Source organism: Cryobacterium sp. PH31-O1 (genome assembly GCF_030063455.1).
Taxonomy (GTDB): domain Bacteria; phylum Actinomycetota; class Actinomycetes; order Actinomycetales; family Microbacteriaceae; genus Cryobacterium.
In genome coordinates this window covers 100,604-127,178 of record NZ_JASITB010000003.1, presented here as the reverse complement: position 1 = coordinate 127,178, position 26,575 = coordinate 100,604, and the positions used below count along the sequence as shown (strand labels likewise).

21 protein-coding genes and 1 pseudogene are annotated in these 26,575 nt (G+C 66.6%); 15 read left to right on the top strand and 7 right to left on the bottom strand.

Annotated elements, in window-relative coordinates:
- Positions 1-6: 6 nt before the first annotated feature.
- The 3 genes from hpaE to QMK31_RS07810 are packed head-to-tail and all read right to left on the bottom strand — an operon-like array spanning position 7 to position 3,676.
- Positions 7-1,521: a 5-carboxymethyl-2-hydroxymuconate semialdehyde dehydrogenase gene (gene hpaE / locus QMK31_RS07820; RefSeq protein WP_283500390.1), complete on the bottom strand. Its 1,515-nt coding sequence runs from the start codon at positions 1,519-1,521 to the stop codon at positions 7-9.
- 2 nt (positions 1,522-1,523) lie between these two features.
- Entirely contained in the window at positions 1,524-2,225 is a 702-nt protein-coding gene (locus QMK31_RS07815) for a GntR family transcriptional regulator (RefSeq protein ID WP_283500389.1), read from the bottom strand.
- Positions 2,213-3,676, bottom strand: a complete 1,464-nt coding sequence (locus tag QMK31_RS07810; RefSeq protein ID WP_283500388.1) for a fumarylacetoacetate hydrolase family protein — start codon at positions 3,674-3,676, stop codon at positions 2,213-2,215. Before QMK31_RS07810 ends, QMK31_RS07815 begins: the two co-directional genes overlap by 13 nt.
- 227 nt (positions 3,677-3,903) lie before the next feature.
- Between QMK31_RS07810 and QMK31_RS07805 the strand changes: the two genes are divergently transcribed.
- The 11 genes and pseudogenes from QMK31_RS07805 to QMK31_RS07760 all read left to right on the top strand — a co-directional run bounded on the left by QMK31_RS07805 (position 3,904) and on the right by QMK31_RS07760 (position 13,922).
- Positions 3,904-5,277 carry an MFS transporter gene (locus QMK31_RS07805; RefSeq protein WP_283500387.1) on the top strand — a complete coding sequence of 458 codons (1,374 nt, stop codon included), beginning with the start codon at positions 3,904-3,906 and terminating at the stop codon, positions 5,275-5,277.
- Positions 5,278-5,365: 88 nt separating this feature from the next.
- The gene (locus QMK31_RS07800) at positions 5,366-5,986 is read left to right on the top strand and encodes a hypothetical protein (RefSeq protein WP_283500386.1); all 621 of its coding nucleotides are present in this window, start codon (positions 5,366-5,368) and stop codon (positions 5,984-5,986) included.
- A gap of 93 nt (positions 5,987-6,079) precedes the next feature.
- Positions 6,080-7,561, top strand: coding sequence for an NAD-dependent succinate-semialdehyde dehydrogenase (locus QMK31_RS07795; RefSeq protein WP_283500385.1), 1,482 nt, complete (start codon positions 6,080-6,082; stop codon positions 7,559-7,561).
- A 281-nt stretch (positions 7,562-7,842) separates the two neighbouring features.
- Positions 7,843-8,397, top strand: a complete 555-nt coding sequence (locus tag QMK31_RS07790) for an RNA polymerase sigma factor (RefSeq protein WP_283500384.1) — start codon at positions 7,843-7,845, stop codon at positions 8,395-8,397.
- A complete protein-coding gene (locus tag QMK31_RS07785; protein ID WP_283500383.1) occupies positions 8,384-9,172 on the top strand; it encodes an anti-sigma factor in 789 nt (262 codons plus the stop codon). The genes QMK31_RS07790 and QMK31_RS07785 overlap by 14 nt, the downstream gene beginning before the upstream one ends.
- Before the next feature lie 73 nt (positions 9,173-9,245).
- Positions 9,246-9,749 (top strand): annotated as a pseudogene (locus QMK31_RS17340) (DUF4397 domain-containing protein); the annotation flags it as partial.
- 219 nt (positions 9,750-9,968) lie between these two features.
- Positions 9,969-10,583, top strand: a complete 615-nt coding sequence (locus QMK31_RS17335; protein ID WP_502852838.1) for a DUF4397 domain-containing protein — start codon at positions 9,969-9,971, stop codon at positions 10,581-10,583.
- A gap of 143 nt (positions 10,584-10,726) precedes the next feature.
- Positions 10,727-11,533, top strand: a complete 807-nt coding sequence (locus QMK31_RS07775; protein WP_283500381.1) for a TrmH family RNA methyltransferase — start codon at positions 10,727-10,729, stop codon at positions 11,531-11,533.
- A gap of 61 nt (positions 11,534-11,594) precedes the next feature.
- Positions 11,595-12,779, top strand: coding sequence for a thiolase family protein (locus QMK31_RS07770; protein ID WP_283500380.1), 1,185 nt, complete (start codon positions 11,595-11,597; stop codon positions 12,777-12,779).
- Entirely contained in the window at positions 12,779-13,561 is a 783-nt protein-coding gene (locus tag QMK31_RS07765) for a 3-hydroxyacyl-CoA dehydrogenase (protein ID WP_283500379.1), read from the top strand. The genes QMK31_RS07770 and QMK31_RS07765 overlap by 1 nt, the downstream gene beginning before the upstream one ends.
- A gap of 43 nt (positions 13,562-13,604) precedes the next feature.
- Positions 13,605-13,922, top strand: coding sequence for a hypothetical protein (locus QMK31_RS07760; RefSeq protein ID WP_283500378.1), 318 nt, complete (start codon positions 13,605-13,607; stop codon positions 13,920-13,922).
- On the opposite strand, the gene QMK31_RS07755 is transcribed toward QMK31_RS07760, so the two are convergent.
- The gene (locus tag QMK31_RS07755) at positions 13,908-14,936 is read right to left on the bottom strand and encodes an agmatine deiminase family protein (protein WP_283500377.1); all 1,029 of its coding nucleotides are present in this window, start codon (positions 14,934-14,936) and stop codon (positions 13,908-13,910) included. The two genes, QMK31_RS07760 and QMK31_RS07755, sit on opposite strands and share 15 nt — an antisense overlap.
- Entirely contained in the window at positions 14,933-15,922 is a 990-nt protein-coding gene (locus QMK31_RS07750) for a nitrilase-related carbon-nitrogen hydrolase (protein ID WP_283500376.1), read from the bottom strand. The genes QMK31_RS07755 and QMK31_RS07750 overlap by 4 nt, the downstream gene beginning before the upstream one ends.
- A gap of 144 nt (positions 15,923-16,066) precedes the next feature.
- Between QMK31_RS07750 and QMK31_RS07745 the strand changes: the two genes are divergently transcribed.
- Complete coding sequence (locus QMK31_RS07745; protein WP_283500375.1) at positions 16,067-16,690, top strand: TetR/AcrR family transcriptional regulator; 624 nt, start codon at positions 16,067-16,069, stop codon at positions 16,688-16,690.
- Between the two features lie 3 nt (positions 16,691-16,693).
- Here the strand turns inward: QMK31_RS07745 and QMK31_RS07740 are convergent, their stop codons facing one another.
- Positions 16,694-18,136, bottom strand: coding sequence for a helix-turn-helix domain-containing protein (locus QMK31_RS07740; RefSeq protein ID WP_283500374.1), 1,443 nt, complete (start codon positions 18,134-18,136; stop codon positions 16,694-16,696).
- Between the two features lie 179 nt (positions 18,137-18,315).
- Between QMK31_RS07740 and QMK31_RS07735 the strand changes: the two genes are divergently transcribed.
- Together QMK31_RS07735 and QMK31_RS07730 are read left to right on the top strand one after the other, a co-directional pair.
- Positions 18,316-20,166 (top strand): phosphoenolpyruvate carboxykinase (GTP), encoded by a 1,851-nt coding sequence (locus tag QMK31_RS07735; protein WP_283500373.1) that lies wholly within the window; start codon positions 18,316-18,318, stop codon positions 20,164-20,166.
- Between the two features lie 192 nt (positions 20,167-20,358).
- Complete coding sequence (locus QMK31_RS07730; protein ID WP_283500372.1) at positions 20,359-23,433, top strand: alpha-mannosidase; 3,075 nt, start codon at positions 20,359-20,361, stop codon at positions 23,431-23,433.
- Positions 23,434-23,580: 147 nt separating this feature from the next.
- Here QMK31_RS07730 and QMK31_RS07725 read toward each other — a convergent pair whose 3' ends face one another.
- The gene (locus QMK31_RS07725; RefSeq protein ID WP_502852836.1) at positions 23,581-25,530 is read right to left on the bottom strand and encodes an ABC transporter ATP-binding protein; all 1,950 of its coding nucleotides are present in this window, start codon (positions 25,528-25,530) and stop codon (positions 23,581-23,583) included.
- Between the two features lie 87 nt (positions 25,531-25,617).
- Here QMK31_RS07725 and QMK31_RS07720 point away from each other — a divergent pair, with 87 nt between their 5' ends.
- Positions 25,618-26,544, top strand: a complete 927-nt coding sequence (locus QMK31_RS07720) for an ABC transporter ATP-binding protein (protein ID WP_283500371.1) — start codon at positions 25,618-25,620, stop codon at positions 26,542-26,544.
- Positions 26,545-26,575: the final 31 nt, after the last annotated feature.

Genomic DNA, 26,575 nt, shown 5'->3' with positions numbered 1-26,575 from the left:
GCGCGGCTACTTGCCGCCGAAACGGGGGGTGTGCACGGGCGCGAGCGTGATGTGCACGGCCTGCGAGTCGGTGTAGAAATCGATCGATCGGTAGCCGCCCTCGTGGCCGAGGCCGGAGGCCTTGACACCGCCGAACGGGGTGCGCAGGTCGCGCACGTTGTGCGAGTTCAACCAGACCATCCCGGCATCGACGGACTGGGCGAAGGTGTGCGCGCGGGTGAGGTCGTTGGTCCAGATGTAGGCGGCCAGCCCGTACTTCACGCCGTTGGCCAGGGCGAGCGCTTCGGCATCCGTTTCGAAGGGGGTGATGGCCACGACCGGGCCGAAGATCTCCTCCTGAAAGATGCGGGCGGTGGGTGCGACGTCGGCGAAGACCGTGGGGGAGACGTAGTTGCCCTCTGGCAGTCCCTCTGGCCGGCCGCCGCCGGCGAGCAGGCGACCCTCGGACTTGCCGATCTCGACGTAGCTCATGACCTTGGCGTAGTGCTCGGGGTGCACAAGCGCGCCGACCTCGGTTTTCGGGTCGTGCGGATCGCCGACGACGATGCTCTGGGCGCGGGCCGCATAGCGGGCGCAGAAGTCGTCGTAGATCGAACGCTCCACCAGGATGCGGCTCGACGCCGTGCAGCGCTCGCCGTTGAGCGAGAACACGCCGAACAGGGTCGAGTCGATTGCCGCGTCGAGGTCGGCGTCGGCGAAGACGACGGCGGGGGATTTGCCGCCGAGCTCCATCGACATGCCCTTGAGGTTCGCGGCGCAGTTGCGGTAGATGGTCTGGCCGGTCGTGGTCTCGCCGGTGAAAGAGATGAGCGGCACGTCGGGGTGCTTGACCAGCGCGTCGCCGGCCTCCTCGCCGATGCCGTTGACCAGGTTGAACACGCCGTCTGGCACCCCGGCGGCGGCGAAGATCTCCGCCCAGAGGCTCGCCGACAGCGGCGTGAATTCGGCGGGCTTCAGCACGACGGTGCAGCCGGAGGCGAGCGCGGGAGCGAGCTTCCAGCTTTCGAGCATGAACGGGGTGTTCCACGGGGTGATCAGCCCGGCGACACCGACCGGCTTGCGGTTGACGTAGTTGATCTGCCGGCCTGGCACCTTGTAGGTGTCGTCGGCCTGCGCCACGATCAGGTCGGCGAAGAATCGAAAGTTCTCGCTCGCTCGCTGCGCCTGGCCGAGCGCCTGCGTAATCGGCAGCCCGGTATCGAAGGTCTCAAGCTCGGCGAGTCGGGCGTCCTGGGCCTCGACGGCGTCGGCGATGCGGTGCAGCACCCGGGCACGAGCTCGGGGCAGCATGCGCGGCCAGGGTCCATGGTCGAACGCCTCCTTCGCGGCGGCGACGGCCAGGTCGATGTCGGCTTGCTGGCCGGCGGCCGCGGTGGCGTAGGTCTGGTTCGACACCGGGTCGAGCACGTCGAAGGTTTCTCCGCCGACGCTATCGACGAACTCTCCACCGATGAAATGACGGATGTTGGTGGGTAGGTCAGCGGGAATAAAGTGCGTGGTCTGCACAGACGTCTGTGTCATGGTCAGGATCTCTTTCTCGTGGACGGTTGGGGTGTCGTGTGTGGGTGATGCGACTTCTGGTAGGCGAGTAGGGCATCCATCGTGCCGGTGCGGTGGGCGCGCGCGGCCAGTTCGAGCTGGAGCGTATCCGCCCCCGACTCGATCAGCTGCAGCAGGTTCTCGTGCTCCGCCACTGACTCTCGGGCGCGGCCGGGCACGAAGCTAAAGGTGGAGTCGCGCAGGACGTTCATGCGGTTCCAACCGCGGTGCACCAGGTCAAGAATGTGCGGGTTCGGACAGTTCTCGAACAGGATGGAGTGAAAATCGAGGTTGAGCTCGGTGAACCGGTGCGGGTTGAGGTCCTCGAGGGAGGCGATCATCTCCTGGTTGACCATGCGGGCCCTTTCGATGTCGGCGGCGGTGACGAAGGGCGCCGACAGCGCGGTCGCGACGCCCTCGACGACGCTCAGAGTCTGCATCGTGTAGAGGTATTCGGTCTCCTCGACCATGGCGACCTGGGCACCGACGTTACGTTCGAAGGTGACCAGACCTTCCGCCTCGAGCCGGCGGATCGCCTCACGCACCGGGACGGCGCTTACGCCCAGCTCCTTGCCGATCGCGCCGAGCACCAGACGGTAGCCCGGCGTGAATGTGCTGTCGGAGATGCGCGCTTTGATCCACTGATAAGAGAGTTGCGACTTGCTCAGGCCGGTCACTTCACCCATTCGCGGTACCGTGCCTTCCAGGTCGCATTCATCGGGTACAGCCCGTCGACGCCCTCGCCCGCGGCGACCATGTCGGCGATGAAGGTCTCCTCGCGTTCTTGTTCGATCCCATCGTCGACGACCTGCTCGATCAACCCCGGCGGAATCACGAGTACGCCGTCGGCATCCCCAACGATCACATCGCCGGGCTGCACCGCGGCACCGCCGCAGGCGATGGTGAGGTCGGTGTCCCACGGCACATGCTTGCGGCCGAGAACGGCCGGATGCGCGTTGGCGAAGTAGGTGGGCATCGTGAGGGCGGCGACGGCGGCCACATCCCGTACCCCACCGTCCGTCACCAGCCCGGCGGCACCGTTGACCTGGGCGCGCAGGGCGAGGATGTCGCCGACGGTGCCGGTGCCGGACTCGCCGCGGGCCTCGATCACGAGCACATCATCGGGGCGGAGTGCGTCGAAGGCGCGCTTCTGCGCGTTGTACCCGCCGCCGTGGGAGATGAAAAGGTCTTCCCGGTTGGGAATGAACCGCAGGGTGCGAGCGAGCCCGACCAGCCGCATGCTCGGCCGAGTGGATTGCAGACCATCGATGGAGACGTTGTTCAAGCCCCGCTTGCGCAGCTGGGAGCTGAGCGTTGCCGTACCGACCGAATTGATTTTCGCCTTGAGGTCGTCGGTCAAAATGGTGGCCGGGTCGGTCGATGTCGGTAGTCCGGCCGTCTCAGCGGAGCCCCACGCCTCGGCCCGCTGCAGGTCGTCGATCTTGGGTCCGGCGCCGTATTCGGCCATCGCGACCGTGCCGGCGACGACCGGCGTGACCAGGCGGCCCGTGCTCGGCGCGCCGGGCGCAGTGGGGGCATCCACTTCGACCTCGACGACGTCGCCTGGCTGCACGACGGAGGACCCGGCAGGGGTCCCGGTGAGAATCACGTCGCCCGGTTCGAGCGTCATGAGTTGTGAGAGATCGGCGACCAGGCGGCCGAACGGAAAGGCCAGGTCAGCCGTGGTGTCTTGTTGCACGAGCTCGCCGTTCACCCAGGTGCGCACGCGCAGGGCATCCGGTTGAATGTCGGCGGCGTTGATCACGGCCGGGCCTAGCGGAGTGAAACCGTCACCGCCCTTGGACTTCAGGTTCGAGCCTTTGTCGGCGTAGCGCAGGTCGTAGACGCCGAAGTCGTTCGCGGCGGTGACTCCCGAGACGGCTGCCCAGCCCTCTTCCGGGGTTACCCGACGGATGCTGTGGCCGATGATGAGGGCGATCTCGCCTTCGAAGGCGAGCAGTTCGGTGCCGGCCGGGCGTTCGATCGGGGTACCCGACGCGCTCACCGACGTGCCGGGCTTCAAGAAGTAGGACGGCTGCTCCGGCGTACGGCCGCGCTGAGCGATGCGAGACGGATAGTTGAGGTGCAGGGCGATCACCTTGCCGGGGGTGCCGGTGAACGGTGTGGGGTGCTGCATGTGATGTCCTCTCGCGGCGCTGCGTGTGTATTTGAAATAATATACGATCTTGCGAAGAATGCAACCCCTTCGCTTTGTGGCCCTCGAAATCCACGCCCGCTCCGGCCTGGCTCTCAGTGACGGGCCCAGGGGGATTGTATTCGTATCTCATAAGATATACGATCAATGTCGCAAGCCGTGAGTTCGGTCGGGTTTGCGATCCCATAATGACAAGGAAGTCACAGAACATGTCATCCGTTTCAACAGCAGCACCGCCCAGCCCGCTCTCGTCCGATCGGCGGCGGGTGGCGATGGCCACGGTCATCGGTACCACCATCGAGTGGTACGACTTCTTCCTTTACGCCAGCGCCGCCGGCCTGATCTTCGCTGAGCTGTTCTTCAAGCCGGCCGGCCCGCAGATCGCCATCCTGCTCTCCTTCGCCTCGGTCGGCCTCAGCTTTCTGTTCCGCCCGCTCGGGGCATTCCTCGCCGGCCACTTCGGGGACAGGCTCGGACGCCGGGCCATGCTCGTCGTCACGCTGATCCTGATGGGGTCGGCAACGACGTTGATCGGTGTTCTGCCGACCTACTCGCAGATCGGCGTTGCCGCGCCGATCATCCTGCTGCTGCTGCGCATCCTGCAGGGCATCTCCGCTGGCGGAGAATGGGGCGGCGCGGTGCTGATGGCGGTCGAGCATGCGCCCGACAATAAGCGCGGCCGGATGGGTGCCTTCCCCCAGATCGGCGTACCGCTCGGCCTGCTGCTGGCCTCCGGCATTCTCGCCCTGATGACCGGTGTCATCTCGCCCGGCGACGCCTTCCTCGAATGGGGCTGGCGTGTTCCGTTCCTGCTCAGCTTCGTGCTGATCGTCGTCGGCTTCATCGTGCGTCGCAGTGTTGATGAGAGCCCGGTGTTCAAGGAGATCGCCAAGCGCAAGCAGCAGACCAAGGTTCCGATGGTCACCCTCTTTCGCAAGCACTGGCTGCTCGTCATCCTCGCCGCGCTCACCTTCGCGGGCAACAGCGCCGCCGGCTACATGACCACCGGCGGATACCTGCAGAACTACGCCACCGACCCGAACGGATTCGTAGGCCTGGAACGTACCCCGGTGCTGCTGGCCGTGACCGGTTCCGCAGTGGTCTGGCTGCTGATGACCTGGATCGCCGGCGGCGTTTCCGACAAGATCGGTCGGCGCAACACCTACATCGTCGGCTGGATCGTGCAACTGATCACGGTGTTCCTGCTGTTCCCGCTGGTCAACACCGGAAACGTCTGGCTCCTCTTCCTCGGCCTGTCGCTGTTCACCGTCGGCAACGGCTTCACCTACGGGCAACAGGCGGCGTATTTCACCGAACTGTTCCCGGCATCGATCCGGTACTCCGGCGTCGCGATCACCTACGCCCTCGGCGCGATCCTCGGTGGTGCCTTCGCTCCGCTCGTTGCGGCTGCCCTGGTTCAGGCAACCGGAACGGCCACGTCCGTGGCCTTCTACATTGCCGGTGTCACGGTCATCGCCTTCGCGGCGACGCTGCTGCTGCGTGACCGCACCGGCATTCCGCTCGGACCCGACCACGAGGCCGAGCAGTCCACCGGCCAGATCTATGGCATGGCGCGGTCGTAAACGCCGCACATTATGACGGTGCACCAACACACCCCAAGCGTGCGCCGGTCGACAAGTCAGCGCGTGGGTGGGCGCGTAGCGTGCTGGCATGGGCGCAATGGTGGGCACGGCTGGTGGTAGCGAACTCTGGAGCGCGGTGTGGATGGTGCTCGCGCTCGGGCTCACCGGCGCAAGCGTGTTCTGCGGGCTTGCGGCCTTCCGCCGGCCCCGGAGCCCCTGGCGGGCGGTCACCGCAGCCGCCGCAGCAGTCGGCATGGTCGTCTCCACGCTCGACATGGCGCTACCCGGCGCTTTGCTCTCGCCGCTGGCCTGGGCCGTGGTATTGATGGCACTCATGTTCGTCATCCTGCCCGGCCTCCGACCCGGCAGCGTTGGAGGCGCCAGGAGAACGACCGCGCAACACGCCGCCGGGCTGCTCTTCATGGCGGTCATGTGGCTTGCCATGCTGCCGGCCGCGCCAGCGCTGGTAGCGGATGCCGCAGCCCCCGCCACACTGCACGCGGGGCACGCGCAGGCGGCCGGGTCGCTGCTGCTGCCACTGGGCTGGGTGCTGATCGCGGCATCCGTTCTCGTGGTCATCCTGGTGATTCGCGGCCGAGGCGGGCAGCCGGGGCGGGCGAGTCGTTGGGCCGCCGCCCAGCACGCCAGCATGGGCCTCGCCATGTCGGCAATGACGGTCGGCATGGTCGTTCCGCTGATGTTCCACTGACCGAAGAAACATGCGCTACCACCGGCGGTGTCGGTGGGCGCAGCTAGGCTATTACCGTCAGATCGACGGGCAGACACAAGCATGGGAGATGCAATGACAGTTGTTACCGACGCGCGCACGCACGAATCCGAGTTGCTCGCTCGAGTGCCGGGCCAGCTTTACATCAACGGCCAGTGGGTCGCCGCAACCGGCGGCCGCACCCTCGATGTCACCGATCCGGCCACCGGACGGGTCATCAAGACCATCGCCGATGCGAGCGTGGCCGATGGGGCCGCAGCCCTCGACGCCGCCGACGCAGCGCAAGCCGACTGGGCTGCGACCCCCGCCCGTGTGCGGGGCGAAATCCTACGCCGCGCCTTCGACCTGCTGCAGGAACGCAAGCAGGAATTCGCGCTGCTCATGACCATTGAAATGGGCAAACCGCTACCCGAGGCGCTCGGTGAGGTCGCCTATGGTGGCGAATTCCTGCGCTGGTTCAGTGAAGAAGCCGTGCGCATCAGCGGCCGTTACGGCGTGAACCCTGAGGGCACCGGTCGCATGATTGTTACCCAGCACCCGGTTGGTCCCTGTTTTCTCATCACCCCGTGGAACTTTCCGCTGGCCATGGCGACCCGCAAGATCGCCCCGGCGCTCGCCGCCGGCTGCACCGTTGTCGTCAAACCGGCCGCGCTCACCCCGCTGACCACCCTGCACTTCGTGGCCCTGCTCGAAGAGGCCGGCCTGCCGGCCGGCGTGGTCAACGTCATCACGACGTCGCAGTCCGGCGCGGTCTCCGAGCCGATCATCGCCGACCCGCGCCTCCGCAAGCTCAGCTTCACCGGGTCGACCGCGGTCGGCAAGTCGCTCATCAAGCTCTCCGCCGAGAACGTGCTGCGTACGTCGATGGAACTCGGCGGCAACGCCCCGTTCCTCGTTTTCGCCGACGCCGACCTCGACAAGGCCGTAGAGGGTGCCCTTATCGCCAAATTCCGAAACATCGGCCAAGCCTGCACCGCGGCCAACCGCTTCATCGTGCACGAGTCCGTCGCCGTAGAATTCGCCCGCCGCATCACCGAACGAGTGCAAGCGTTCCAGATCGGGCGGGGCACAGAGGCCGGCATTACCATCGGCCCGCTGATCGATGAGAAGGCCGTCGCCAAGGCCGACACCCTCGTACAAGACGCGGTAACCCGCGGCGCGACACTGCTCACCGGTGGCACCGCGATCGAGCGCGAGGGCACCTTCTACGCGCCCACCGTACTCACCGATGTCAAGCCGGGCAGCGACATTCTGCGCGACGAAATCTTCGGCCCGGTGCTCGCCATCAGCACCTTCACCGACGAAGCGGATGCCGTGCGCCTCGCCAACGACACCGAGTTCGGCCTGATCAGCTACGTCTTCACGACCGACCTCGCGCGCGGCCAGCGCATGATCGACAAACTGCAGACCGGCATGATGGGTCTGAACACCGGCGTCGTCTCCAACGCGGCCGCGCCGTTCGGCGGCGTCAAGCAGTCCGGCCTGGGGCGCGAGGGCGGGCTTGAGGGCATTCAGGAGTACCTCTCGACGAAGTACACGCTCACGCCAGTGTCCTAGCCGGCACGTCGTAGAAAATAGTTCCGGGACCTTGCGGTGAATTGAGCCGGGGTGCATCCGTTTCGCCTTCGACGGGAGAAATAACAGATAGGTGGTTTTCGCTCGGAAGGGCCACAGCAGACGACGTCGGGTTTGCTGCTGTGGCCCTTCTCGCCGGTGGGAATCCGCCACCGAGTCGAAGGAAACTCACTATGCTGGTGCGCGCGGAGGTCGACACCCGACAGGTGTGGTCGCCGCGACCGTGCCCGGTTCGTATCTCGGCCCAAAGGACCCTCCTCCACGTGAGCGCATTCACCGACGATGACGCGGCCCTAGCCCGCGCCTTTCAAGACGGTGATGAGCGCGCCATGGCTGCGGCCTACACACGCTGGTCGCCGCTGATCTTCACAATCGCCGTGCGATCGCTCGCCAACACGGCCGACGCCGAAGACGTCACCCAGAAGGTGTTCATCGCGGCCTGGCGGGGTCGGGCCGGATTCGATCCGACCCGCTCCCGGCTGCCGGCCTGGCTCATCGGCATCACCCGACACCTGGTCGCGGACACCCATGAGGCGCGCAGCAGGCAGCGGCGACTTGAAGAGTCACTCGCCTCAATCATCCCGCCACAGCATTCCGATGACAGCGCCAGCGTGGTCAATCGGGTGCTGGTCGGCGACGAGATCGATCAGCTCGAGCCTGTGCCTCGACAGGTCATGCGCCTGGCCTTTTTCGACGACTTAACCCAGGTGCAGATTGCCGATTGCCTCGGCTTACCGCTTGGCACCGTCAAGAGTCACATGCGGCGCAGTCTGAGGAGACTACGCACCCGGCTGGAGGTGTCCGATGATACCTACTGATCTCCCGCGCTCCGAACGTGTTCACATTGGCGCCGACGACCTGCACCTGTTTGCCCTGGCCGAACTGGGCGCGAGTGCCGGGCAACGCGCCCACCTCGCCACTTGTGCCGAGTGCGCGAGCGAATACCTCGCTCTGCACCAGGTGGTGCAACTCGGGCGCGCGGCCGCTTCCGATCGTTTGCTCGCGCCACCCGCAACAGTCTGGGCGGGCATTCACGCGGAACTCGGGCTGAGCGAGGCCGTGCGCACACCAGCGCAGCTGTCTGCACCGCCGTCCCCCGTGCCACTGCTGTTGTCTGCCCCCGCACCGCTTCCGTTGCCCTCCCGTCGCCGCTGGGTGCCGTTCGCGGCGGCCGCCGGCGTGGTCGGACTGGTCGGACTGGTCGGCGGCATCGCCATCGGCATCGCGAGCACGACCGCAGACTCGCCTCTCGAGCGCGTCGTGGCCCAGGCTGCCCTCGACGCCCTGCCCGGCTGGTCGGCGAGTGGCTCGGCCAGGGTCGAGCAATCCGCCGAAGGACGTCGCACGGTCGTCGTTGACCTCGATGCTACTGCCGTGCCCAGCACGAGCCTGCGCGAAGTGTGGCTCCTGAAAGCGGATGCCTCCGGCCTGGTCAGCGTCGGATTCCTCGACGGGTCCACGGGCCGCTTCGTCATTCCGGCGAGTGTCGACCTCGCCCAGTATCCGCTCGTTGACGTGTCGGCAGAGCCGTCTGACGGCAACCCCGCGCATTCCGGGGACTCGATCGTGCGCGGCGCGTTGCGCGGGCTCTAACCTGATTCGCTAGAAAAGTTGGAGCGGTGCATCCGAAACCTGCCAGGCCGGGGAAGGTGTTACCGGGGAGGCAATGCCGCCTCCCGCCACGACCAACCTGGAGGTAGCAATGCGCAAGTCCTTCGCCGTCGGAATTTCCGCCGGCCTTCTCGTCGCCCTCGCCGGGCTCGCGCCGGCGCAGGCGGCCGTTCCCGCAGCATCCGGCACCGCCTCGGTGTCGGTGCTGCACGCCATTCCCGGACTGACCCTCGACATCTCCGTAGACGGCCGCGTCGTCATCGATGATTTCGAGCCGGGAACACTGCTCGGCCCGCTCTCAATTTCAGCCGGAACGCACACGGTCGATATCTCCGCATCGAACCCCATCGAGCTCGGCGGCAGCGCCAACGGCTCGCCGATGGTGGGCATCGCCCTGAGCGGTTCGACCACGGTGACGGTTGCGGCCGGCCGCAGCTTCACGGCCGTTGCCCACCTCACGGATGCCGGTGTTCCCACCGCCACCCTGTTCAACGATGACACCACTCCGCTGGCTGCTGGGCAGGGCCGCCTCACGGTGCGCCACGTCGCCGCCGCGCCCGCCGTTGACGTTCTCGCGAACGGTGCCGTCGCCGTCGCCGGCCTGACCAACCCGTCGCAGGCCGTGCTCGACCTGCCGGTCGGCACGATCAGCGCCGTCGTTGCCGCCGCCGGAACCACTGCTCCGCTGCTCGGCCCGGCCGATGTCACGATCGCCCCGCGCACCAACACCGTCGTCTACGCTTGGGGTTCTCTTGCCGACGGCAACCTCGCCCTCTTTGTGCAGACGGTGCGCACGCGGGCCGCTGCGCCGGCATCCGTTTCGGTGTTGCACGCCATTCCGGGCGTCGTGGTTGACGTGTACGTAGACGACACGAAGGTCATCGACGACTTCGAGCCCGGCACCCTCACGAAGACGTTCCGCATTCCGGCCGGAAGCTACTCCCTGGCTATCACCGCAGCGGATGCGCTCGACGCGAGTGCCCCGGTAATCGGCCCAGTCGCGCTCACGGTCGCGTCCGGCCTGAATTACACCGCGGTGGCCCACCTCAGCGAGGCCGGAGCTCCGACCGCGGCCCTGTTCACCAACGACACCTCCGCACCCGGCGACGGACAAGGACGACTGACCGTGCGTCACGTGGCTGCCGCCCCGGCCGTTGACATCCTCGCCAATGGCGCCCCAGCCATCACCGGTCTGACCAACCCGAACGAGTCCGTGCTGGTGCTGCCCGTTGGCACCATCTCGGCCGCGGTAGCAGCCACCGGTACCACGGCCGCGCTCATCGGTCCGGCCGACGTGGACGTTGCCGCGAATACGAACACCATCGTGTACGCCTGGGGCAGCCTCGCCGACGGAACCCTCGCCCTGGCCGTGCAGACCGTGCCCACGAAGTAGCTCCGTCCGGCATAACTCCTGCAATCTGAGCGTCGGGCCGGCGCGGTCCCCGGAATTCCGGGGCCCGCGTGGCCGGGTCCGAGAAATTGCAGGAGTTATGCCGCTTGAGCCGGGGGCGCCTGGCCGCTGGCTAGACTTTGCGGATGCCCCTGATCGCGATCGACGACCTGAGCGATCCGCGACTGGTCGACTACGCCCACCTCACCGACGTGGCGCTCAAGAAGGCCCGCGGAACCGAACACGGGCTGTACATCGCCGAATCGGCCCTCGTGCTTGAGCGGGCACTGCGCGCCGGGCATGTTCCGCGGTCGGTGCTCGCTCTTGGCAACACGGCCGACGAGGCGCTCGCGGTGCTCGGCGATTACGCCGCCACGGTGCCGGTGTTCGTAGGCCCCGGAGAAATGCTCGCCGAACTCACCGGTTATATTCTGCACCGTGGCCTGATCGCCGCGATGAACCGGCCAGAACTAGAGGATGCCGACACCCTGTTGGCTGGTGCGCGTCGCATCGTCATTCTCGAAAACGTGTCGGACCCCACCAACGTCGGTGCCATCTTTCGCTCAGCCGGCGCCATCGGAGCGGATGCGATTTTGGTCACGCCGCGCTGCTCCGACCCGTTCTACCGCCGTGCCATTCGCGTCTCGATGGGCACCGTGCTTCAGGTGCCGTGGACCCGGGTCGGTGATTGGACTGACACGCGCTCCCTGCTCACCAGACACGGCTTTCACGTCGCCGCCCTCGCTTTGACGGCGGATGCGGTCAGCCTGCGCGATTTCGACGGCGCCAGGCACGAGCGACTCGCTTTGCTGCTCGGCGCGGAGGGCGACGGGCTCACGCCCGAGGCGCTCGCCGCCAGCGACAGCGTCGTGCAGATTCCGATGAAGCACGGCATCGATTCGCTCAACGTCGCAGCGGCCAGTGCCGTCGCGATGTGGGCGCTGTCCGGGTAACTCGCGGGCATCCGCTTTGCAGCGCTGGGAGCGCGCCTGCCCGCGGGCCTAGGCTGGGGTCATGAGCAATGAAGCTGTCATCATCGACGTTCTGCGCACCCCGTCGGGCCGCGGCAAGCCCGGGGGAGCCCTCGACGGCATTCATCCGGCCGATCTGCTCGCGACCGTGCTGCGTGAACTGGTCAGCCGCAACAACCTCGACCCGGCGCTCGTCGACGACGTGATCGGCGGCTGCGTCAGCCAGGTCGGCGAGCAGAGCAACAACCTGACGCGCACCGCCCTGCTCAGCGCCGGCTTTCCGCACACCGTTCCCGGCACCACGATCGACCGCCAGTGCGGGTCCAGCCAGCAGGCGGCCGCCTTCGCCGCCCAGGCCGTGATGAGCGGCAACGCAGACGTGGTCATCGCCTGCGGTGTCGAGTCGATGAGCCGGGTTCCGCTCGGGTCATCGGTCGGCTCCCAGGACCCCTTCGGCACCCTCATGCACGAACGCTACCCCGACGGCCTCGTCAACCAGGGTGTCTCGGCCGAGCTGATCAACCAGAAATGGAACCTCGGTCGCGACGCCCTCGACAACTATGCGGCCCGCTCGCACCGGCTCGCCGCGGCGGCGGCCGAACGGGGCGACTTCGGTGGAGAGATCGTGGCCGTCACCCGACCGGACGGCAGGGTCGTGAGCGAGGACGAAACCATTCGCGCCGACACCTCGCACGCCTCGCTCGCTGGCCTGCGCCCCGCCTTTCGCACCGATGCCCTCGCCGCCCGGTTTCCGAAACTCAGCTGGCACGTCACCGCCGGCAACTCATCGCCGCTGACCGACGGAGCCTCGGCAACCCTGATCATGAGCGCCAAGCGGGCCGCGCAGCTTGGCCTCAACCCTCGCGCCCGCTTTCACAGCTTCACCGTGGTGGGAAGCGACCCGCTGCTGATGCTGACCGGAGTCATTCCGGCGACCCAGCGCATCCTCTCGCGGGCCGGCCTCGGCATCGATGACATCGACGCCTACGAGATCAACGAAGCGTTCGCCAGCGTGCCACTGGCCTGGCTGCGGGAGATTCAGGCGGACCCCGATTGTCTCAACCCGCGCGGTGGTGCCATCGCCCTCGGCCACGCGCTCGGTTCCTCCGGCACCCGTCTGCTGGGCACCCTGCTCAACCACCTCGAAATGACCGGCGGACGCTGGGGCCTGCAGGCCATGTGCGAGGGCGGCGGCATGGCCAACGCCACGCTGATCGAGAGGCTCTGATGCAGATTCCCGGATGCTCCGCCCTCATTACCGGAGGCGCCTCCGGCCTCGGCCGCTCCTGCGTTCGCGCGCTACACGAAGCCGGGGCGTCGGTCGTCCTACTCGACCTGCCGGGCGCTCCCGGCGAGGAGATTGCGGCCGGACTCGGTGACCGGGCCCGATTCGTGGCCGGCGACGTGACCAGCGCCGGCGACGTGCAGACCGCCGTCGACGCCGCCGTGGCGCTGGCGCCACTGCGCATTGTGGTCAACTGCGCCGGCATTGCCCCCGGCGCCCGCACGGTCGGCCGCGACGGGCCGCTGCCGCTGGAAGACTTCGAGCGAGCGATTCGAATCAACCTCGTGGGTACCTTCAACGTCGTGCGGCTGGCCGCCGCGGCCATGCAACGCACCGAACCTGTGGGCGACCCGGCCCGCCAGGGCGGCGCCGAACGCGGCGTCATCGTGAATACCGCGTCGGTGGCTGCGTTCGACGGGCAGATCGGGCAGGCCGCCTACGCCGCGTCCAAGGGCGGTGTCGCCGCGATGACACTGCCGCTGGCCCGTGAATTCGCGCAGAGCCTGATTCGGGTCATGTCGATTGCGCCGGGCATCTTCGACACCCCCATGCTGCAAGGGCTGCCGCAGCCGGTGCGGGATTCCTTGGGCGCGCAGGTGCCGCATCCGTCCCGCCTGGGCGACCCGGAAGAGTTCGCATTCCTGGTTCGGCATATTATCGAAAATGCCATGCTCAACGGAGAAACTATCCGTCTCGACGGTGCGATTCGAATGCAGCCGAAGTAGGACTGTAGGGTCGAGGTACCGACTCACCAGGGAGCACCACCGCATGGCAGTTATCTTCGGCATGATTCTCGTTCTGGCCGGGTTCGCCTGCGGCATCTTCGGTGTTCTTCACCTCGTCTGGGCAAATCCTGCCGTTCCACTTCCCATGTTCACCAGCCCGCCGAGCCGACCGCGGGCATCCGTTCTGCTAAACGTTGGAGCCGTCACGCTGGTGATCTGGGGCGCGAACATCATGACGCCGGACATCGGCGCCGGGGCCTTCGTGCTCCTCATCGCAGCCGTGTTGGTGCCGTTTTTTCTGATCCGCGCCTGGCACAATCATCGAGTGGCCGCAGTAAACGCACCGTCAGACCGACATTGACGGCTGCTGCTGAGTGATGCAGTGGATGCCGCCGCCGCGCGCAAACAGCGGCCGCGCGTCAACAGCGACCACCCGTCGGCCGGGGTATGCCGCCGCGAGAATATCTTCTGCGGCACGGTCAGCATCCACCTCACCGAAGCTGCACGCCACCACACCGCCGTTGACGACGAGGTGGTTGACATAGTTGTAGTCGACGAATCCTTCCTCATCGGTCAGGGTCGCCGGGGCCGGTAGCTCGATGATTCGCAGGGTTCGGCCGGCCGCATCGCGCGCCACCTCGAGCACGCCGCGCACCTCGCGGGTGATCGCATAGTCCGGGTGCGCGGGGTTGTTTTGCACGTGTAACAGCACGACCCCGGGCTCCGCAAACGTTGCGACCATGTCGATGTGGCCGCGCGTGCCGTAGCGCTGCTGGTCGCGGGTGAGCCCGCGTGGCAGCCAAATCGTATGCGTCACGCCGATCGTGCGGGCCAGTTCGGCCTCCACCCGGGCACGGTCGGCGTAGGGGTTGCGGCCAGGATCGAGCTGCACGGTCTGCGTCACGAGAGCCGTTCCCTCACCGTCGACGTGAAATCCGCCGCCCTCCTGCACCAGCATTGAGGAGATCTCGTCGGCTCCGGATGCTGCTGCCACGAACCGGCCGATCTGGGCGTCCTTGCCCCAGGTCGCCCAGGACTGGGCGCCCCAACCGTTGAATATCCAGTCGACCGCGCCGAGCTGCCCGTCGTCTCCCTGAACGAAGGACGGACCGATGTCGCGCATCCACGAATCGTCAAGCGGCGCCTCGAGCACTTCGATCTCGGCCGAGAGGTAGCGGGCTGCAACAACGCGTTCCTGCGGGTCGACGACCATGCGCACCGGTTCGAACTCGGCAATCGCGTTGGCGACGGCCGCCCAGGTGCGGCGGGCTTCATCCGCTGACGCGGTGTCATCGCCGAGCGTGTATCCCGATACGGGAAACGCCATCCAGACGCAATACTGCGCGGCGGTCTCGGCCGGCATCCGCCAGCTCATACGCTCGCCATTTCGCCGGCGCCGAACGGATGCTCCGCATCGACCGCCCGGCTCAGCCGCGCGTAGCTCTCTGGTCGCCTGGTCAGAAAGAACGGGAACAAGGCCAGCCACTCGGCCCGCTGCGCCAGATCCAGGTCGGCGACGAGTACCGCGGCCTCGTCCCGTGGTGCCTGCACGAGCACGCGCCCGTACGGGTCAGAGATGAACGAGGAGCCGTAGAACGTGATGTCGCCCTCGTCGCCGTACCGGTTGGGCACGACCATGAACAGTCCGCTCGTAATGCCGTTGCCGACGATGACGTGCTGCCAGATCGGCTGGGTGTCGAAGTCGGGAAAGCTCGGCTCAGAGCCGATTGCGGTCGGGTAGGCCAGAATATCGGCACCAGCAAGTCCATACAGGCGAGAGACTTCGGGGAACCACTCGTCCCAGCAGGTCGGCAAGCCGATCCGAGCTCCGTCGAGTGCGGAGGGCTCGTACACCGGGTAGGCGTCCTCGGCCGGTCCCGGCCGAAAGTAGGTGTCTTCGTAGTAGCCGGCGCTGATGGGAATGTGCATCTTGCGGGTGCGCCCGATCAGCTCGCCGCCCGCCGACACCATGATTGCCGTGTTGTAGCCGCGCGGATCGCCTGGCTCATCATCGTCGGCAGGCCGCTCGAACAGCGAGGCGTGCACGACGACGCCGTGCAGTCGTGCCTGCTCGGCTGCGAAGGTGAACGTGGGGCCGGTCAGCAAATCTTCGGCGGCATCTTTGGGCACACCCTGGGCGCGCACGTTGCCGGGGTACTTGCTCAGGGTCAGCTCGGGCAAAAACACGACGCGAGCTCCGGCCTCGGCAGCCAGGCGGATGCCGTCGGCCAGCTCACCCCGCAGCGCAGCGGCGTCTTCTTGCCAGCGGTGTTGCACGAGTCCGACGCGCAGGGGGAGGCGGGTGGGCGCATCCGTTCTGGTCAAGGCAGGGGGAATGTTGGGGCTGATGATCAGGCGCATGAGGGCTCCAGAATAGGGGTGGTGATGGGAAGCGCGCCATGGCGCGCACGAAGCGTGAGGCCGGCACCGAAGATGCGCTTGGAACGGATCTTATTGATCATGCGATCAATAACCTCTGAGCAAAGATATATACACTGGGGTGCCATGTCAACTGTTCCGAGCCGAATCAGGCGCAAGAGCCCCACCGACCGGGCCGCTGAGATCGGTCAGGCGGCGCGCGAGATCGCCCTCAGCGACGGCCTGTATGGCATCACGCTCCGTGCGGTGGCCGCGCGCATCGGGGTGACCGGCAGCCTGGTCAGCCATTACCAGCCGAACATGGACCTCCTCGTCTCCGAGACGTTCGGCGAGATCGTGGCGACCGAAATCGGCGAAGTCGCGGCCGAGATCGACGCGGCCGACTCAGCGACAGGCGCCATGCAGGCCCTCATCGACACCCTGCTCGGCCCCAAGCGCAGCAACGTTACCGTGGTCTGGCTCGACGCATGGAGCCTCGGCCGCCGCAACAAGGCGCTCGCCGCCGAGGTTGGCCGTCAGATGGACGCCTGGCAGGCGTTTCTGGTCGGCCTCATCAACGACGGATGCGCGCGCGGCGAATTTCGCGTCGCCGACGTGGCTACGGTGGCCTGGCAACTGCTCGGCATCATTGACGGGCTCAACTCGCACGCCACCGTGCGCTACGGTGACGCCCGCACGCAGCGCGGCCTGGTGCGCACCATCGCCGAGCACGAACTCGGCCTCGCGGCCGGAGCCCTCGACGCCCGCTAAACCTCACTCGGCCGCGTGCGCCTCCAAAAACGCGTACACCTCGGAATCGTCCACGCCCGGGAACGTTCCCGACGGCAGCGGCGACAGCACGTGCGCGTGCAGCCTTGCGCTCGGCCAGGCTCGGCCCGCCCAGCGCGCGGCGGCATCGGCATCGGGACGGCGGCAGCACGATTCGTCTGGGCAACGCGACACCGTACGCTGGGTCGTCTCCCGCCCGCGAAACCACTTCGCCTGCGCAAAGGGAACGCCGACGCTGATCGAGAACTCACCGGCATCCGTTGAACCGGTCTGCGTGGCCGACCAGTAGGTACCGGCCGGGGTGTCGGTGTACTGGTAGAACTCGGTGGTGCGGTTGGTGTGGGTGAAGGCGCTGCGTGCGCTCCACTGTTTGCAGACATACTGGCCCTCGATCGAGCCGGTGACGTCTACCGGAAACGGCAGGTCGTCGTTCTCGTACCCCTTCTGCAGGGCGCCGTCGCCGTTGACCCGCAGAAAATGCAACGTCATGTCGAGGTGAGAGGTGGCGAGGTTGGTCAGCCGCAGCGCGGCCGCCTCGTGCGTCACACCGAAGGTATCCCGAAAATCTTCGACCGAGAGCTCGCGTTCCTGCTTGGCGTTGGACAGAAAGGCGACGGATGCCTCGCGCGGCATCAGACACGCCGCTGCAAAATAGTTGATCTCAAGCCGCTGCCACAGAAATTCGGCGTAGCTGCCCGGTCGTTCGTGCCCGAGTAGGCGGTGGCCCATCGCCTGCAAAGCCATCGACCGCAGGCCGTGCCCGCCGGGAATCGAGGCCGGTGGCAGATAGATGCGTCCATTGGCGAGGTCGGTGACCGACCGGGTGGAGTTCGGCAGATCGTTCACGTAGATCAGACTGAAACCGAGCTGATCAGCCATAACACTCACTTCTCGGTGGGTGAGGGCGCCCGAGAGGTGCCCACTCGCCCGTACCCGTTCCTCGACGAGCTCCTCGATCTCGGGAATATAGTTGCCCTGCTCGCGCATCCGCTCTCGCAATTCGGTATTGGCCCGACGGGCCTCCTCCGGGGTAGCGATGGCCTCGCTGGCCCGGCGAGACAGCTCCCGATGCAAGCCGAGCAGCGATTCAATCGCGGGCAGCGGCATCCCCTTGGTCACCTTCACAACGGGCAGGCCGAGCGCTCCGTAGAGCGGATTCTTTTGAGCCCGGTCCAGTTCGATCTCGAGCGCCGCCCGATTGTTTGGGGCTTCGCGGCGCAGCAGCTCGGTCAGATCCACCGACAGGGCGGTCGCCAGGTCTTGCAGGGTCGAGAGTTTCGGCTCGCGTCGACCGTTCTCGATGAGTGACAGCTGGCTGCCCGCCAGGCTGACACGCTCACCGAGTTGGTCGAGAGTGAGGCCCCGCTCGCTTCGAAAATGACGGATGCGGTGGCCGAGAGTGATCAGATCGGAAGCTTGAGGCGACATTCCTTAACAATATCTAAAAAACGCTGGTTCTTAACTAGCAATTTCGTCGGTTCTAGGGCTCAGGTGGGGCCATCCTTGGTTTGTGGCCAAAATTATGGCCGTACGCAACGTCAAAAAAGCAACGCAGCCCGACGTTCCATAACTTTGTACCTACCCGAGCAATACGGAAAGGCCAGAATATGACCCTCACCAACTCTTCCCTCCAGACCAACGGGGACGCGTTCCCGACGCGTACGGGCAGCACGGACCCCAATCTGCAGGCGTGGGTCGATGAGATTGCCCGCCTGACCGAGCCCGACGCCATCGTCTGGTGCGACGGCTCGAAGCGCGAGGCCAACGAACTTTCCAAATTGCTCGTCGCTTCCGGCCAGCTGATCCGTCTCAACCCGGAATGGCGCCCCAACAGCTTCCTCGCCCGCACCGACCCGAAAGACGTCGCCCGCGTCGAGGGCCGCACGTTCATCTGCTCCACCGATGAAGCGGATGCCGGCCCCACCAACAACTGGGCCGAACCGTCCGCCATGCGGGCCGAACTGCGCGGCGTCTTCGCCGGCAGCATGCGCGGACGCACCATGTACATCGTGCCGTTCTCGATGGGCCCGCTCGGCGGCCCCATCTCGCAGCTCGGCGTCGAGATCACCGATTCCCCCTACGTCGTGCTCAACATGGGCATCATGACGCGGATGGGTGAGACCGTGCTGACCATGATCGAAGCCGGCGACCAGTGGGTGCACACCGTGCACAGCGTTGGTTACCCGCTCGTCGACGCGTCCGGCATCACCCGTCCCGACGTCGAATGGCCCTGCAACGACGACAAGTACATCGTGCAGTTCCCCGACACCCGCGAGGTCTGGTCCTACGGTTCCGGCTACGGCGGAAACGCCCTGCTCTCCAAAAAGTCTTTCGCACTGCGCATCGCGTCGGTAATGGGCCGTGACGAGGGCTGGCTCGCCGAGCACATGCTGCTCATTAAACTGATTTCACCGGAAGGCGGCGTGTTCCACGTTGCCGCCGCGTTCCCATCGGCCTGTGGCAAGACGAACCTGTCGATGCTGCGCCCGACCGTCCCCGGCTGGAAGGTCGAGACCATCGGCGACGACATCGCCTGGCTGCGCCAGGGCGAGGACGGCCGTCTCTGGGCGATCAACCCCGAGGCCGGCTTCTTCGGAGTCGCCCCTGGAACCGGTGAAACCACCAACCCGACCGCCGTCTCGACCATGTGGGGCAACACCATCTTCACCAACGTCGCCCTGCGCGACGACGGAGATGTCTGGTGGGAAGGCCTGACCGACAAGGCTCCCGAGCACCTGATCGACTGGCAGGGCAAGGACTGGACTCCCGATTCCGGCCGTACTGCAGCGCACCCGAACTCCCGCTTCACCGTTGCGGCCGCCCAGTGCCCGTCGATCGCTGACGACTGGGAAGCAGCCGGCGGTGTGCCGATCGACGCCATCGTGTTCGGCGGCCGTCGTGCCACCAACGTTCCGCTGGTGGCGCAGGCGCGCAGCTGGAAGCACGGCGTGTTCATGGGCGCCACCATCTCGTCCGAAAAGACCGCGGCCGCCGACGGAATCGTCGGCGAGCTGCGCCGCGACCCGTTCGCGATGCTCCCCTTCTGTGGCTACAACATGGCCGACTACTGGGGTCACTGGCTCAAGGTCGGCAAGGAGCTCGGCACCAACGCTCCGGCCATCTTCCAGGTGAACTGGTTCCGCAAGGGCCCCGACGGCGGTTTCATCTGGCCCGGATTCGGCGAGAACTCGCGGGTTCTCGAGTGGATGATCCGTCGTATCGAGGGAACAGCCGACGCCGTCGACACCCCGATCGGACTGCTCCCGGCCGAAGACGGCCTGAACCTCGACGGTCTCGACCTGTCGAAGGAGGCCGTGAACCAGCTGTTCGCGATCGACCAGACCAGCTGGCTTGCCGAGTGCGACCTCACCGAGGAATACTTCGACAAGTTCGGCGACAAGGTGCCGCCGGCACTGCGCGCTGAGCTCGCGAGCGTGCGTTACCACCTCAAGGACTAGCTTCTGCAGCACGAACGGCCCCGTCACGCAGGTGACGGGGCCGTTCGTGTTCCCCACCACGGTCGGGGCCCGGGCCCCGTCCCTGGGCCCAGTCTATAAACTGGGCCCACGGTCGTAAGGTGGGCCCAGCCACAGGGGTGTTCGTCGGCACGCCGCCTCGCTCGACGACAGCCACCGCCATAAGATGCGAGCATGCATGACGACAGCGCACTCGTCGAGGCTCGACTGAACCGATTCGTTCGCGAACGCCTGCAGCCGGCGATTTACCGGGCGACCACGACGCTGACGGTCACGGCCTGGGTGGCACCGGGGGAGCCGGTCTTGTTCGCCGAGGCAGTCTCGCATCCGTTTGTGCCGTTCAGCGTGGGCGAGGCGTGGGGCCGACCCTGGGGCACCGTGTGGTTCCACCTGACGGGAACCGTGCCGGCCGAGTGGGCCAGCACGGCTGACAGCCGTATCGAGGTCGTCATCGACCTCGGGTTCACGACGGCGGTCCCGGGGTTCCAGGCCGAGGGGACCGCCTACAGCGCGGATGGACGGCTTATCAAGGGCATCGAATCGCTCAACCGCACCGTCAGAATCACCGGCGAGGCTGTCGACCTCTACATTGAGGCCGCCGCCAATCCCAATATCGCCGCCGACTTCAGCTTCACCCCCACCGCGCTCGGCGACCTCGCGACCGCTGGCAGCACACCGCTCTACCGGCTGCGACAGGCGGATGTCGCCGCGCGCGACATGCAGGTCTGGCACCTCGCGCAAGACGTGTTCACGCTCGACGGTTTGCGCCGCGAGCTGCCGGCGGCGTCGCCCCGGCGGGCTAACATTCTCCGGGCCCTGGAACGTTGCCTCGACCTGCTCGACCCCGACGACCTGGGCGGCACGGCACGGGCGGGTCGAGCCGCCCTCGCCGCCGTGCTCGCGAGTCCGGCCAACGCGAGCGCCCATCGGGTGTACGCGGTCGGCCACGCGCACATCGACAGCGCCTGGCTCTGGCCGGTGCGGGAGACCGTGCGCAAGGTCGCACGCACCTTCTCAAACGTGCTCGATTTGATCGACCGGCACCCGGATTTCGTGTTCGCGGCCTCGTCGGCTCAGCAGTACGCCTGGCTGGCGCAGTTCTATCCGGAGCTGTTTGAGCGGGTGCGACTGGCCGTCGCGGCCGGCACCTTCGTGCCGGTCGGCGGAATGTGGGTCGAATCCGACACGAACATGCCCGGCGGCGAGGCGCTGGCCCGGCAGTTCGTGGCCGGCAAGAGGTTTTTCATGGAGCAGTTCGGGGTGGAACCGCTCGAGGTCTGGCTGCCCGATTCGTTCGGCTATTCGGCAGCGCTGCCGCAGATCGTGCGGGCGGCCGGCAGTCGGTGGTTTCTCACCCAGAAACTGTCCTGGAATGACACCAACGTTTTTCCGCACCACAGCTTTCTCTGGGAGGGCATCGACGGCAGCCGCATCTTCACGCATTTTCCGCCGGTCGCCGATTACAACGCGCAACTCTCCGGGCTTGAACTGGCCAGGGCCGAGCGACTCTTCGCGGAGAAGGGCTTCTCGAACACTTCGCTGGTGCCGTTCGGCTGGGGTGACGGGGGCGGCGGGCCGACCGAGGAGATGATCGCTGCCGCCCACCGCGCCGCGTCACTCGAAGGCTCACCCACGGTAAAACTGTCGAGCCCGCGGCGGTTCTTCGAGGCGGCGGAGGCCGAGTATGCGGCGCCGCCGGTGTGGTCGGGCGAGTTGTACCTCGAGTTCCACCGCGGCACGCTCACCTCGCAGGCCCGCACCAAGCAGGGCAACCGGCGCAGCGAACACCTATTGCGGGAGGCGGAATTATGGGCCACCACGGCATCGATCCGGGTGGGGGCATCGCGATCGAAAGGGCAGTATCCACGCGCGGCCCTCGAGAACGCGTGGCAGACGGTGTTGCTGCACCAGTTTCATGACATTCTTCCGGGGTCGTCGATCGCCTGGGTGCACCAGCAGGCCGAGCGCGAGTATGTGCGGGTCGCTGGGGTGCTGGAGGGGGTGATCGAGGCATCCGTTCGGGCACTGTGCGGCACGGGTGACAACGCTGTCGTGCTGAACGCGGGGCCGTATGCTCAGGCCGGCGTACCCGCACTTGGCGGTCTGGCGCCCCGAGCGGATTCGCTGGCCGGGGCGACGATCGCCCGCACCCCCGACGGCTGGGTGCTGACGAATCGGCATGTGAAGGTGGCGATCGACCCAGAGGGTTTGTTCAGCTCTGTCTACGACCGTAACGCCGAACGAGAGGTCGTGCCGCCCGGCGCACGGGCCAATCTGCTCACCCTGCACCGGGATACTCCCACCCAGTGGGATGCCTGGGACATCGACACCCCGCACGCGCGCCTGTTTGAGGAGCTCACCCACGCCGAGTCGGTCGAGCAACTCGATGAGCTCCCGCCGGGTCGGGTGGGTGTGCGCATCATCCGTCGGTTTGGCGCATCATCCGTGATCGAAGACGTCACGCTGACCGGCGAGTCGAGCGTCATTGACCTCGCGTTCGACATCGACTGGCACGAGCGGGAGAAGCTGCTGCGGCTGAACTTCGCGCTCGATGTCCGAGCCGATCGGGCTGCCTCCGAGATTCAATTCGGGCATATATTCCGCCCGACGCATGCGAACACCTCGTGGGATGCCGCCCGTTTCGAAACCGTCGCGCATCGCTGGGTCCACGTCGGTGAGCCAGGCTTCGGCGTGGCGGTCGCCAACGATTCGACCTACGGCCACGCGATTTGCCGCACCGCATTCTCGGCTGTCGAAGAGGATGCCGCCGCAGCCATCGGCACCACGGTGGCGCTGTCCCTGCTGCGCGCGCCGCGCTATCCCGACCCGTCCGCCGACCAGGGTCGCCACTGCCTGCGCGTGGCCTTGCGCACCGGAGCAAGTATTCGAGACGCGGTATATGAGGGCTATCGGCTGAATTTGCCGCTTCGCACGGTGACCGGCGTGGGCGCCCGGCCGGTCGAGGCGCTCTTCACGGTCGACAATCCGGCGGTCGTGGTCGAGGCGGTCAAACTCAGCGGAGACGACAGCGGAGACGTGATTGTGAGGGTTTATGAGGCGCACGGAACCCGGGCGCGGGCGCGGATCATTCGCTCATTCGACGCCGTAGAGGTCTATGAGACCGACCTGCTCGAACGCCGCGTTGCCCCGGCCGCCTTGATTGCGCCGGATGGCGCCGCCGTGACGGTGGAATTGCGCCCATTCCAGCTGTTGACGCTGCGCTTCACGCGGTCGACTGACCCGAAATAGACGGATGTAATAAGGTGGCCGTTCATAACTGCGGAGATCGTGCTCCAACTGGGTCACTACAGCGTGCGGAGGTGCAGATGGCTCGATTTCACCGCAGTTATGAACAGCTCATCACCTAGACCGCGCACAGTGCACCAGCTTGGCGGGCTAGACCAGCAGCTGGTGCTTGGCCAGGTCGCGATACAGCGGGGTGGAGACCACGAGCTCGGAGTGCGTACCCACGCCGACGACCTGCCCGTGATCGAGCACCACGATCTGGTCGCTGTCGACCACGGTCGATAGGCGGTGCGCGATCACGATGAGGGTACGGTCGGCCGCGACGGCGTCGATGGCCTCCCGCATCATTTGCTCGTTTTTGCCGTCGAGGCTCGACGTCGATTCGTCGAGCAGCAGAATCGGCGGCGCCGCGAGCAGCGCCCGTGCGATCGCGAGGCGCTGACGTTCGCCTCCGGAGAGTTTGACTCCCGACTCGCCGACCGCCGCGCCCAGCCCGGCCGGGTCTCGGTCGAGTACCTCGCCGAGGTTGACGGCGTGCAGCACCTTGATGCAGTCCTCGTCGGTAGCGTCGGGAGTGGCCAGAGTGAGGTTGTCGCGTAACGATCCGGCGAGCACCGGGGCATCCTGTTCGACGTAGCCGATCTGCGCGCGCAGGGCGGTGCGATCCAGCGAGCGGATGTCCAGCCCGCCCAGCCGCACGGTGCCATCGGTGACGTCATAGAATCGTTCGATCAGGGCGAGGATCGTGCTCTTGCCGGCACCGCTCGGCCCGACGAGCGCCGTGCGCAACCCGCGCGGTGCACTGAAGGACACGCCGGTGAGAACCGGGCGCGGTGCCGTGGGGGCTTGCGAATCGGCGATGCTGTCGACAGCCCTGCTGGCGAGATCCGTGCTGTTCGCACCCGCTGCTGCGCTGCCGGCCTCAGCTTCGACCTCGACCTCGACCGGCGCGGCCGCGTAGCCGAAGTGCACGTTCTCGAAGCTGATTGCGGCGGCCTCCGGGCGCACCTTCTCGTTGGCGGCGCCGACGGTCATGGCGAGCGGCGCTATCTCCCGGTCGAATTGGTCTTCGGCGGGCAGATCGATGATCTCCTGGATGCGACCGAGCGCACCGAGCGCCGAGTTGACCGAGGTGATAGCGCCGAAGAACTGGCCCAGGGGCATGATCATCATGAACAGGAATAGGATGAACGCCACCAGGTCGGCGATCGTGATCGCGTCGCTTGCCACCCGAAATCCGCCGACGCCGAGCACTACCAGGAACGACACCTGCATGGCGATACCGGCGATCGGCACGACCAGGGCGCTGATTTTGGCGACTCTGATGCCCATGCGCCAGGCGCCGCGTGCGTCTTCCTCAATGACAGCGACCTCACGTTCGGTCGCGTTGGAGGCGCGCACGGTGCGAATGGCGCTGATCGCACGCTCAACGCTCGCGGCGAGGTCGCCGACCTTCACCTGCGCGGCGGTGCTGGCGGTGCGAATGCGCTGTGACAGCAGTGTGACGGTGACGACCGACACCGCGATGACGAGCACGGTGAGGCCGAGCAGTACCGGGTCGATGATGAGCATCGCAACGAGCGCGCCGATGAAGGTGAGCGATCCGCCGATCGCTTCGACCAAACCCTGGGTGAGCACCGCGCGCAGCAGGGTGGTGTCGCTGCCGACCCGGGAGACGAGGTCGCCGGTGCGGCGCGCGTCGAACTCGCTGATCGGCAGGCGCAGCAGACGACCGACCAGTTTGCGGCGGCTCGAGAGCACGACGCCCTCGCCGGTGCGCTGCAACAGGTAGTGCTGGTATCCGCTGATCAGCCCCGAGATCACGACGAGCGCGATGAGCACACCGACGAGGGACCCAAGCGGATCATCGGCCTGCACGATCGTGATGACCTGACTCACGAGCAGCGGCTGGGCGAGACTCGCGGCGGCGCCGAGCACGCTCAAAACGATAACAACGCTGAGCACCTTCTTGTGTTCGAACAGGTAGGGCAGCAGCTGGCTGAATTTCGCGCGAGGCCCGGTAGGAGCGGGGCGGCCGCGTCGGCCGCGGGGAGGCTTCACAGCGGTCGGGGAAGCGGATGAAGCGGGAGTTGCAGGCACACGGGTAGCGGTAGTCACTCGTAAATCTTAACCGCCATCGCTGCGAACAATCCCCAATGTCCGGCGTGCGGTCTACAGTGGGGAACTGTGCCAGAGCCTGTCATTGTCAGCCAGAATCTCGTCAAGCGCTACCAAGATTTCGTCGCCGTCGACGGCATCAGTTTTGAGGTGGCGCCGGGAGAGTCCTTCGGGCTGCTCGGGCCCAACGGCGCGGGTAAATCCACGACGATGCGCATGATCGGCGCGGTCTCCACCCGCACCAGCGGCGACCTCAGCGTGCTCGGCCTCGACCCCAACGCCTACGGTCCCGAGATCCGCTCGCAGCTCGGCGTCGTGCCGCAGGAGAACAACCTCGACATGGAATTGAAGGTGCGGGAGAACCTGCTGGTCTACGGCCGCTATTTCGGGCTTCCCCGCGCCCGGGTGGCTCGCCGGGCCGACGAGCTGCTGGAGTTCGCCCAGCTCGCCGACAAGGCCGGTGCGAAGGTCGACGACCTCTCCGGTGGAATGAAGCGTCGCCTCACCATTGCCAGGGCCCTCATCAACGACCCGCGCATCCTGCTGCTCGACGAACCGACCACCGGGCTCGACCCGCAGGCACGCCACATTCTCTGGGACCGCCTGTTTCGCCTGAAAGAGCAGGGCACGACCCTGCTGCTCACCACGCACTACATGGATGAAGCCGAACAGCTCTGTGACCGCCTCGTCGTCGTCGACAAGGGGCGCATCATGGCCGAGGGTTCCCCCGCCGACCTGATTCGCCGTTACTCTTCGCGCGAGGTGCTCGAGGTGCGTTTCGGGTCCACCCAGAACGCCGAGGTCGCCGGCCGCATCGAGGGCTATGGCGAACGGGTCGACGTTCTGCCCGATCGCATCCTGGTCTACAGCGACAGCGGCGAGAACGAATTAGAGCGGATGACCGCGGCCGGCCTCCGCCCGATCACCAGCCTCGTGCGCCGCTCCAGCCTCGAAGACGTGTTTCTGCGCCTCACCGGCCGAAACCTGATCGAATGAGCGCGCTTTCCGACGACGCGAGCGGCAGCAT